The sequence below is a fragment of the Tissierellales bacterium genome, assembly GCA_035301805.1.
Taxonomy (GTDB): Bacteria; Bacillota; Clostridia; order Tissierellales; family DATGTQ01; genus DATGTQ01.
Genome location: DATGTQ010000052.1, coordinates 1 through 10,202, shown reverse-complemented (window position 1 = coordinate 10,202; position 10,202 = coordinate 1). Strand labels below are relative to the sequence as shown.

Genomic DNA, 10,202 nt, shown 5'->3' with positions numbered 1-10,202 from the left:
TCCAACTGCCATTGCAATTAATGCAAAGCCAAATAATGGATATAATTTACCTATTATTTTATCTACTGGTAATACTGTTGCTAAAAAATAATAACCTAGTACAATGGCTAACCAAATATTTGCACTTTCTAAACCTAAAGGCTTTAAATTATTTGATAATAAATCAACGGGTCCCATCATAAATACTGTACCAACAAGTATAAGAAGTACTACTGAGAATACCCTCATAACCTTTCTTGCACCTTCACCTAAGTAGATTCCAACAATTTCAGATATACTTTTTCCTTCATGTCTTAAAGAAAGCATACCAGAGAAGTAATCATGTACTCCACCTGCAAAAACACTACCTAAAGCTATCCAAAGAAATGCTGCCGGTCCAAATAATGCCCCTTGTATTGCTCCAAATATAGGCCCCAATCCAGCAATATTAAGTAGTTGAATTAAAAACACCCTTGGCCAACTCATAGGTACATAATCAACACCATCATTTATAGCGTTTGCAGGAGTTTCCCTTGTTTCTTCTACTCCAAAGGTTTTCTCTACGAGTTTACCATAAGTAAAATAACCTATTATTAAAACTATAATACCTAAAATAAAAAACCCCATTTAAAATCCCTCCTATAATATTTAACTTTTCCACCTTCAATTATATAGTTATATTTATTATAAAAGGAATTTCTAGGATAAGATGCTTTTTTTCAATCTTAAAATACAATATTCAAGGATAAGTGACAAAATGTTAATCTATATTCATAATGTCTTTAAAATTCTTTGACTTACTTCTGCTAACAGGTATCTTTTCCTCAATACTCTTAAGCTTAAGGTTAAAGGTTGAATTAAACCAAGGCTCTATTACTTCAATTAAATCTAAATTTATTAAATAACTTTTATGGCTTCTAAAAAAATTTGAACTATTTAGTTTTTCACCTAATTCTCCTAAGGTATAACTTGTTTCAAATTTTCCTTTTTTGCTAACAATAATTGTATTTTTATCTTCTATAGTAGCATAAATTATTTCTGATGAGTCTAAAGGAATAAGTTTTTCATTATCTGAAACAGATATTTTAGTTGAACACCTTCTTTCTTCCACTCTCAAACCTTGAATTAACCTATCAAGCCTATTAAAATAATCAGCCTTTCCTATATTCATGTTCTTAATAATCTTATCCATTCCTTTAGATAATCGTTCTACTGAAATAGGCTTTAAAATATAGTCTATAGCATTTACTTCAAAAGCTTCTAGGGCATATTCTTCATAGGCAGTAACAAATACTATAAAGGGAATATGGGACTCTTCCATTATTTTTCTTGCCACATCAATTCCATTAAATTTCGGCATTTCTATATCTAAAAAGATTAAATCTGGTTTTAATTTTCTATTCAATTCTAGTGCTTCTATTCCATGTGAAGCTTCTCCTATAATTTCTATATTTTTAAAATCTTGTAATATATATATTAATTCTTCCCGAGCAGGTAATTCATCATCTACAACTATAGCCTTAATCACACAGCTTCACTCCTTTCTCTTTTAGGAATTACCATTGTAACTTTAGTACCCTTACCTAATTCACTATCTATTATTAATCCATATTCTTTACCATATTTACTCTTCAACCTTTTATTAACGTTAATAAGACCTATACTATCTGAATTATTCTTACCTTTTAATGAATTATCTACTTGTTCAGAAGACATGCCTACTCCATTATCTTTTACTATTAATTCTGTATATCTTCTATTATCCTTAGCTATAATTTCCACGGTACCACCTTCAATTTTTTCTAATACTCCATGTTTTATAGAATTTTCTACAATTGGTTGTAATAATAATGGAGGCAACGTACAATCTATATCTTTAGGAATATCATATATAATTTTTAATTTGTCACCAAACCTTGCCTTTTCTATTTCTAAATAGGAATTTATATTCTCTATTTCTCTATGCAATTCAACATCTCCATTACCCTGTTGAAGATTATTTCTAAAATAATTTCCTAAGTGCACAAGTAAATTCCTAGCATTATCAGGTTGAGTCCTTATTAAAGACACTATAGTGTTAATTGCATTAAATAAAAAATGTGGATTTATTTGAGCTTGCAAAGCTTTTAATTCAGATTTTGCTAATAATTCTGCCTGATAATCTATTTTACTTAATTCAATTTGAGTAGAAAATAATTGGGCTAGTCCTAAGGCTAGTTCTGTTTCTACTTTTGTAATTGAATTTTCTTCTGTTTTATATAATTTTAATGTTCCTATTATCTTGTCTTCTTCTTTTAATGGTACTATTATTGCAGATTTCAGGCTACAGCTAGAATTTTCACAACCTATTCCTTCTTTAGAGTTTGCTATTAAGTGATCCCCCATTTTAATTGCTTCTTTAGTTAAACTTGTTTTTATTGGACTACCTACTAAATGATGACCCTCCCCAATACCTACATGGGCTAATATTTTATCTCTATCAGTAAAAGCAACAGCCTTTACATCTGTCATATTTTTTATTATCATAGCTGTTTCATAAGCTGTATCTTCATTAAGTCCTTTTCTAAAGTATTTCAATGTTTTGTTTGCTATTTTTAGTGCTAATTGAGCTTGGTGTGCTGCAGCCGATTCTAAATCTTTTATAATACTGTCAGTTATGGCTATAAAAACTGCTATTCCTATTCCATTGGCAATGGTCATTGGTACCCCTATTACTTTCACTAAACTCAGGGCATCTGAAAAAGGTTTAGCAAATATTAATATAATTATCATTTGCAATACTTCTGCTATCATTCCCGTAATTAATGCGAAGAATAATTTATTATCATACTTTTCCATTCTTTTAGCTAAAAAGCCTGACATTGTACCTTCCACAAATGTGGACAGTGCACAGGCAAAAGCGGTAAATCCACCTATATCAATTAAATATCTATGACCTCCTGCAATTATACCAGAAAGGATTCCTACAAAGGGTCCTCCTAAAAGACCACCTACAAAAACTCCAATTACCCTAGCATTAGCAAGAGCCCCTTTTATAGGGATTCCAGTATAAGTTCCAATAATACCATAGACTCCAAATATAATGGAAAGTAGTATTTTATCCTTAATAGTTATATTCTTTTTTGAAACTAATCGTCGAAATAATCCTATTTTAGACATGAAAAAAGCCAATAACATTATTATTCCTACTCGGTTAAATAAACTTTTAAATATCATTACTAACATATTCCACACCTCCCAATGAGCCACTTAGGACCGTCCCTACTGACTCACTTCTGTTTCTATTGACCTATTCTTACGAATTAGTTGGAAAAGTTGATAATATAATAGTATAATATATTTTAGCACATTAGAAAGGAGATTTTAAATGGAATTAAAAAAGAAAGATTTAATTACATCTGCAATATTTTTAGCATTAGCTATAATATTTACTCTAGGAATTCATTTTACAAAATTTAATGGAGCAATTTTTTCTCCAATGCATCTACCAGTCCTTTTATGTGGATTTATATTAGGCCCTGGTTATGGATTCATTATAGGGATTCTGTCTCCCATAATTAATAGTTTACTTAAGGTTATACCAACTTTCCCAGTAGCTTGGTCAATAGTTGTAGAAGTAGGATTATATGGCCTTATGAGTGGCTTATTATATAAAAAGTCTGGAATGAAAATTATACCTGCCTTAATCGGCAGTATGATAATAGGAAAATTAGGCGGTGCCTTAATTTTATCGAAAGCATTAGGTAAAAGTATAAAAATTATTACATTCTTAGCTATTCCCGGTATAATTATTCAACTTGTACTAGTTCCATTGATCATAAAAATTTATGAGAAAAAAACTAGAACTATAATAGCCCTAGAGTGAGTCAATAAGGACGGTCTTCGTTGACTCACTTTGTGAATCAATGAAGACCGTCCCTGATAATTCATTTCTCTATTGCTATTTTAAGGGTGTGCCAGGGTAAAGTTCCACATTTTACTCTTGCAGGCATATTAGAAATATTTTGTAAAACTATTGCATCTCCTAATTTTTCTAGCTCCTCATCTTCAGCTTCTTTTCTAATCATTTTTAAAAATACTTCTAATAGCTCTTCAGCTTCTTCTAAACTTTTACCTTCTATAAGTTCAATCATCATAGAAGTGGATGCTTGAGATATAGCACAACCTACTCCTGTAAAAGAAGCTTTTAATATAATATTATTTTCTATTTTAAGATGTAAAATAATATCGTCACCACAACTAGGATTATGACCTCTTTCTGATACTGTTGCATCTTTCATCTCTTCTTTATTTATAGGGCTTTTATTATGTTCCCTTATTAATTCTGTATATATTTGTTCTAAGTTCATAATAGATACCCCCTAACTTCCTCAAGGGCTTTTGCCAATCTATCTATATCTTCAAAAGTATTATAAAAATAAAAACTAGCCCTAGAAGTTGAATTAAGCCCCATATATTTCATAAAAGGTTGAGCACAATGATGCCCTGCCCTTATAGCTATATTCTTACTATCTAATATAGTTGCTACATCATGAGGGTGGACATCTTTCACATTGAAAGACACTATACTCTTTCTTTCCCCTAAATTTATACCTCCATGAATTTTTATATATTTATTTTCTTCTAATTTTTCTAAAGTATATTTTAATAATTCTTCTTCTATATTTTCAATTTCATCCATACCTATGTCTTCAATATAATCTATAGCTGCTGATAGTGAGACTACTCCCTCTACATTTTGAGTCCCTGCTTCAAATTTATAAGGTGTTTCATCGTAAGCTGTATCATATAAATCTACATATTCAATCATATCTCCACCGAAAAGAAAAGGTTCCATTTTTTTTAGCCTTTCTAACTTCCCATATAATACTCCTACTCCCATTGACGCCAGCATCTTATGACCGGAAAATACTAGAAAATCTACCCCTAGTTTTTCCACATTTACTTTCATATGAGGTATGGATTGGGCTCCATCTATTATAGTTATGGCTGAATACTTCTTCCCTTCTTCTATGATAGATTCTATAGGGTGAACCACTCCAAAGGCATTTGTTAAATAGGATAAACTTATTATTTTTGTATTTTTATTGATTTTATCTTCTATATCCTTTTCTAATAACTGCCCATTTTTATCACAATTTAAATAAATTATCTTAGCTCCTGTCCTTTTAGCTACATGCTGCCATGGAACTATATTGCTATGATGATTAGTAATAGCTAAAACTATTTCATCTCCTGGCTTTAAATTATTAAGCCCATAGGAGTAAGCTATTAAATTCAAGGCTTCTGTTGCATTTTTGGTAAATACTATTTCCCTTGAATCTTTGGCCCCTATAAACTTGGCTACCTTTTTTCTAGTTTCTTCATATGCTTCAGTAGCTTTCATACTTAAATAGTGAGCCCCCCTATGGGGACTCCCATTATATATTTGGTTGTATTTTTTTACAGCCTCTACAACTTGTCTAGGCTTCTGAGTAGTAGCACCATTATCTAGATAGGCTATAGTGCTACCATTTATATTTTGTTGTAATACTTTAAAATCCTTTTTATAATCCTTACCCATCTATTTTCCTCCTAGCCTATCTTTTACAAAATTCAATATATTTTCTTTCATTTGTTCATTGGATAAATAACCTAGTATAGGCTCAAATGTAGATTCTACTACAAGTATTTTTGCTGTTTCCTCATCTAATCCTCTACTCATAAGATAGAACATTTTATTCCCATCAATATGACCAGCACTAGCTGCATGGTTTCCAATTACATCATCTTCAGTAGTAAATAAGGCTGGTATCGCATGACTTCTTACTCTCTTATCAAGTAGAGTTGCATATTCCTTAGCGTCTCCTTCAGATCTTTTACTGCCCTTTACAAAGTTTTCTGTACTTCTAAATACTTTCCTTGCTTCATCAGTAAGAGCCCCTACTACTTCTACATAACCTTTAGATTCTCTGCCTATATAATCAATATCATAATTAAAATCCATTTTATCTTGTTCTGTACCTAAATATATAGCTTTTATATCTATCAGACTTCTATCGCCCTTAAGTTCTACATCATAGCTGGTTCCTTTAAGTTTAGAACCTAATTGAACATCTACAATATTTATCTTTCCGTCATCTTCTACATATATTGTATTAGAATCAAAATGGTTAATAGGTTTTGAATAATTTTGTACCTTATATATATTTAATTTAGCACCTTTTTCTACATATATCTTTGTAAAACCGTTATGAAACCCTACTGTTTTTCCATCATCCTCGTAGTTAATAAATATATCTAACTCACTATTTTCTCTACATATTATTAAATTATGGGATATTAAAATAGGGTTTTTTTCATCTATAATAAAGTCTATTTTAGACTTATTTTCTAATTTATCTTTTTGTGTATCTATAAAAAAACCTGTATTTGAATAACTTTCTGAAAATCTTAAAAACTTTTCTCCTAATGCATAATTCTCATCTAACTCCAAAAAGTCTATATATTTGAAATATAACTCATCTATATTTGTATTCAATTTAAAATTCTTTTCTCTTACAATATCTTTGTTATAATTTGGAACCTCTTCAGGGAAATTAATAGTTTCCCTTATTCTTTTCCAATAGGGATTGGAAATATTTCTATATCTTTTCCTGTTTTCTTCTCTATAATTTGAAAACATTTTATCACTCCTAACCTATACTTCCTTCTAATTCTATATCTATAAGATTGTTTAACTCTACAGCATATTCTAAGGGTAATTCTTTAGTAATTGGTTCTACAAAACCTCTTACTATCATAGCTTTAGCCTCATCCTCTGATAGTCCTCTACTCATAAGATAGAATATACTTTCATCGCTTATCCTTCCTATTTTTGCTTCGTGACCCATATCTATATCATCATTATTAAGTTCTATAATTGGAAGAGTATCGGATACCGACTCATCATCTAGCATTAAGGATTCACAGTTTACTGTAGCTTTAGCTGCCTCTGCATCTTTTGTTACTTGGAGTAAGCCTCTATACATAGCACTTCCTCCTGATTTTGATATGGATTTAGAATTTATTATGCAAGAAGTTTCTGGGGCTGCTAACAATGCTTTTGCTCCTGTATCTAAAATCTGGCCATTAGAGGCAAATGTTACCCCTGTAAATTCTGATTTTGCTCTTCTTCCTCTTAATACACTCATAGGATAAAGCATTGAAATCTTTGACCCGAAAGAACCAGATACCCATTCTATAGTTCCATTTTCATCAACTAAAGCTTTTTTCGTATTCAAGTTATACATATTTTTTGACCAGTTTTCTATAGTTGAGTATCTAAGTTTAGCATCTTTTTTTACAAATAGTTCTACTGCCCCAGCATGAAGGTTGTAGACATTATATGATGGGGCTGAACATCCTTCTATAAAGTGAAGATCTGCTCCTTCATCAACTATTATTAAAGTATGTTCAAATTGTCCTGCTCCCTTTGCATTTAATCTGAAATAAGATTGTAAGGGTATGTCTACCTTTACACCTTTTGGTACATATATAAAAGAACCACCAGACCAAACTGCCCCATGAAGAGCCGCATATTTATGATATGTGGGGGGTATAAGAGTCATGAAATATTTCTTCACCATATCTTCATATTCATGAACTGCTGTATCCATGTCTAGATACACTACTCCTCGTTTCTTCATATCATCTTTTATATTGTGGTATACAACTTCTGAATCATATTGGGCTCCAACTCCTGCTAGTGCTTTTCTCTCTGCTTCGGGTATTCCCAATCTTTCAAAAGTATCTTTAATATCATCTGGTACATCTTCCCAGGTATGGTTCATATCTGTATCTGGTCTTACATAATAAATAATATCATCTATATTTAAACCTGAAAGATCTGGTCCCCAAGTGGGAACTGGCTTTTCATTAAATATTTTTAAAGATTTTAATCTTAAATCTAACATCCACTCAGGTTCATTTTTTGTTTAGAAATTTCCCTTATAATATCTTCATTTAAACCCTTTATAGTAGCGAATCTATGTTTTTCTTCATCAACTACATCATAAACAGTTCTATCTATATCTTCTACATAGGTTTTCTTTCTTTTAGCCATTTTCACCTCTCCCCCTTTTATACATGCCTTTTAAAGTTCTCATAACCTATTTCCTCTATTTCATCAGCAAGTTTTCTATCACCTGTTTTTACTATCTTTCCATCTACTAATATATGGACAAAGTCTGGTTCTAAATAATCTAGTATTCTATTATAATGAGTAATTACTAAGAAGGACCTTGTTCCATCTTTCAAATTTTTAATTCCTTCATATATAATCTTAATAGCATCCACATCTAAACCGGAATCTGTTTCATCTAATATGGCCAACTTTGGATTTAATATAGCCATTTGAAGAATTTCATTTTTTTTCTTTTCTCCTCCCGAAAATCCTACATTTAAATACCTATCTTCATAGCCTTCAGGAACTTCTAAGTCCTTCATATGCTTTTTAAGTTCTCTCTTAAATTCTATTATTGGAACATTTTTTCCCGTAATAGCCTTCTTCGAAGTTCTTAAAAAGCTTTCCACTGTTACACCAGGTATTTCTTCTGGATATTGGAAAGAAAGGAACAATCCTTTTTTTGCCCTTTCATTTACTGATAATTCCTGTATCTCTTCTCCTTCAAAATAAATACTTCCTTTATCTACCTTGTATTCTGGATGACCCATTAATACATTTCCAAGAGTAGATTTCCCTGCTCCATTTGGTCCCATAATTAAATGGGTTTCTCCTTCATTTATTTCTAAATTTAAACCTTTCAGTATATTAGCCTCATCTACTGAAACCTCTAAGTCATCTATCTTTAATAAGTTTTTACTCATATATATCTTTCTTTCTACTGATAATGATTATCATTATTATCCGATATTATATATATACCACAACCTATGGGTTTTAACAACTTATTTATATAAATGAGTCAATAGGGACGGTCCGAGACCACTGAAAAAGGCCAGTTTAAATTTCTCATCTAATCATTAAGTTGGTATTTTCTTGTAAGATATTAAATATATCTTAGAAACAACAGAAAATGAGGACATTTTAGGGGATAGTATGCCTGCTATCCTCTTTAAATTAACTGCAATTGCAGTTAATTTAGCTTGTATAGACATGCTTCGCTTACCGTGCCCTCGAGCACGGTTTAATCCATGGTTATTCTTCATTTTGTATTATCCAATATTTTAATTGTTTTAGGATTTTCTTTTTCGTTAACGACATCTTCGATTTTTCTTATTTCTTCTTTAAGATAATTTTCCATAACCTTCTTAGCTTCTTTATGATCTTTAATATCTTTGTATTCAGGTATATTTTGATTAATGTTCCTCGGTTAATGTTCTTCGGTAATTCTCCAGATTAATTCATCTTCATAAGTTTTAAATATTTTTTTCGCTAAACGCTTCATAACTCTTTCAGGAGTAGTTTTAAAAGTATTAGCTTTAGTATGAGTTGTATCAACACTAACACCGGTATCCTCGATTATTCCTTTATCCATGCATTGTCGAATAATTTCAACTATGATCTCATCTAAGGTTATGTCATTTAGTCTATGTCCCTAAATTTAGATAGTAAACTTGGGTGCGGTAAATCTGTTACAAAACTTAAATCTATGGCACTATTTATTAATTTTAGTGTGTGTTTTCCAGTATTTTTTTGTATAATATTGAATAGATGCTTAATTGATTATCTTTATCTTTAAGCATGTGAAAACCCCCCTCTGGTTATAGTCTGATAACTGTATTATATCAGTTCGGGGGGTTTTACTATACATTCATCCATAATTCTAGTAAATCTGTTAATTTTTATAATATATTTTTTAATGGTCTCAGACCGTCCTTACTGACTCAGATTGTGAATCAGTTAGGACCGTCCATGGTGACTCATAGTTAGTTCTGTTACTATGAAGCTGGCTACGTCTTCGGCGTAAGATCCGGTGGTAAAACCTGCGTCATAGCCTAGTTCTTGGGCTAATTCATGGGATATTCTTGGCCCACCACATGCTAGTATTATTTCATCTCTAATTCCTTCTGCTTCTAATAGTTCTACTAACTCTGTTAGATTTGGTATATGTACATCTTTTTGGGTTACTACTTGGGATACTAGTATTGCATCTGCATCTAATTCTATAGCTTTTGCTACTAGTTCCTCATTAGGCACCTGACTTCCCATATTTATAGCTTTTACTCCTTCATATCTTTCT

General features: G+C 31.1%; 10 protein-coding genes and 1 pseudogene. 1 reads left to right on the top strand and 10 read right to left on the bottom strand.

Translation table 11 applies throughout. From position 1 onward, the window contains the following. From VK071_02370 to VK071_02360, 3 genes are all read right to left on the bottom strand, one after another. Positions 1-606, bottom strand: a 606-nt coding sequence (locus VK071_02370; GenBank protein HLR34154.1) for a carbon starvation CstA family protein, incomplete at its 3' end; no start/stop codon positions are given. Positions 607-739: 133 nt separating this feature from the next. Continuing rightward, complete coding sequence (locus VK071_02365; protein HLR34153.1) at positions 740-1,507, bottom strand: LytTR family DNA-binding domain-containing protein; 768 nt, start codon at positions 1,505-1,507, stop codon at positions 740-742. Beyond that, complete coding sequence (locus tag VK071_02360; protein HLR34152.1) at positions 1,504-3,204, bottom strand: sensor histidine kinase; 1,701 nt, start codon at positions 3,202-3,204, stop codon at positions 1,504-1,506. The genes VK071_02365 and VK071_02360 overlap by 4 nt, the downstream gene beginning before the upstream one ends. 142 nt (positions 3,205-3,346) lie before the next feature. On the opposite strand from VK071_02360, the gene VK071_02355 reads away from it, so the two are divergent. Then, positions 3,347-3,844 carry an ECF transporter S component gene (locus VK071_02355; GenBank protein ID HLR34151.1) on the top strand — a complete coding sequence of 166 codons (498 nt, stop codon included), beginning with the start codon at positions 3,347-3,349 and terminating at the stop codon, positions 3,842-3,844. A gap of 61 nt (positions 3,845-3,905) precedes the next feature. On the opposite strand, the gene VK071_02350 is transcribed toward VK071_02355, so the two are convergent. The 7 genes and pseudogenes from VK071_02350 to VK071_02320 form a co-directional block, all read right to left on the bottom strand. Beyond that, positions 3,906-4,328, bottom strand: coding sequence for an SUF system NifU family Fe-S cluster assembly protein (locus VK071_02350; GenBank protein ID HLR34150.1), 423 nt, complete (start codon positions 4,326-4,328; stop codon positions 3,906-3,908). After that, complete coding sequence (locus VK071_02345) at positions 4,325-5,542, bottom strand: SufS family cysteine desulfurase (protein HLR34149.1); 1,218 nt, start codon at positions 5,540-5,542, stop codon at positions 4,325-4,327. Before VK071_02345 ends, VK071_02350 begins: the two co-directional genes overlap by 4 nt. Beyond that, entirely contained in the window at positions 5,543-6,643 is a 1,101-nt protein-coding gene (locus tag VK071_02340) for a SufD family Fe-S cluster assembly protein (protein HLR34148.1), read from the bottom strand. A 10-nt stretch (positions 6,644-6,653) separates the two neighbouring features. Further along, positions 6,654-8,062, bottom strand: a pseudogene (sufB, locus tag VK071_02335) (Fe-S cluster assembly protein SufB). 17 nt (positions 8,063-8,079) lie between these two features. Continuing rightward, entirely contained in the window at positions 8,080-8,826 is a 747-nt protein-coding gene (sufC, locus tag VK071_02330; GenBank protein ID HLR34147.1) for a Fe-S cluster assembly ATPase SufC, read from the bottom strand. Between the two features lie 506 nt (positions 8,827-9,332). Continuing rightward, positions 9,333-9,497 carry a hypothetical protein gene (locus tag VK071_02325; GenBank protein ID HLR34146.1) on the bottom strand — a complete coding sequence of 55 codons (165 nt, stop codon included), beginning with the start codon at positions 9,495-9,497 and terminating at the stop codon, positions 9,333-9,335. A gap of 365 nt (positions 9,498-9,862) precedes the next feature. Further along, positions 9,863-10,202 (bottom strand): cobalamin-dependent protein (locus VK071_02320; GenBank protein ID HLR34145.1); only part of this gene is annotated, 340 nt, incomplete at its 5' end.

Excerpts from the sequence above, each read along its gene's own strand:
- VK071_02345 (HLR34149.1), bottom strand. The coding sequence starts at position 5,542 with ATGGGTAAGGATTATAAAAAGGATTTTAAAGTATTACAACAAAATATA.
- VK071_02340 (HLR34148.1), bottom strand. The coding sequence starts at position 6,643 with ATGTTTTCAAATTATAGAGAAGAAAACAGGAAAAGATATAGAAATATT.
- VK071_02360 (HLR34152.1), bottom strand. The coding sequence starts at position 3,204 with ATGTTAGTAATGATATTTAAAAGTTTATTTAACCGAGTAGGAATAATA.
- VK071_02350 (HLR34150.1), bottom strand. The coding sequence starts at position 4,328 with ATGAACTTAGAACAAATATATACAGAATTAATAAGGGAACATAATAAA.
- VK071_02325 (HLR34146.1), bottom strand. The coding sequence starts at position 9,497 with ATGGATAAAGGAATAATCGAGGATACCGGTGTTAGTGTTGATACAACT.
- VK071_02355 (HLR34151.1), top strand. The coding sequence starts at position 3,347 with ATGGAATTAAAAAAGAAAGATTTAATTACATCTGCAATATTTTTAGCA.
- sufC (HLR34147.1), bottom strand. The coding sequence starts at position 8,826 with ATGAGTAAAAACTTATTAAAGATAGATGACTTAGAGGTTTCAGTAGAT.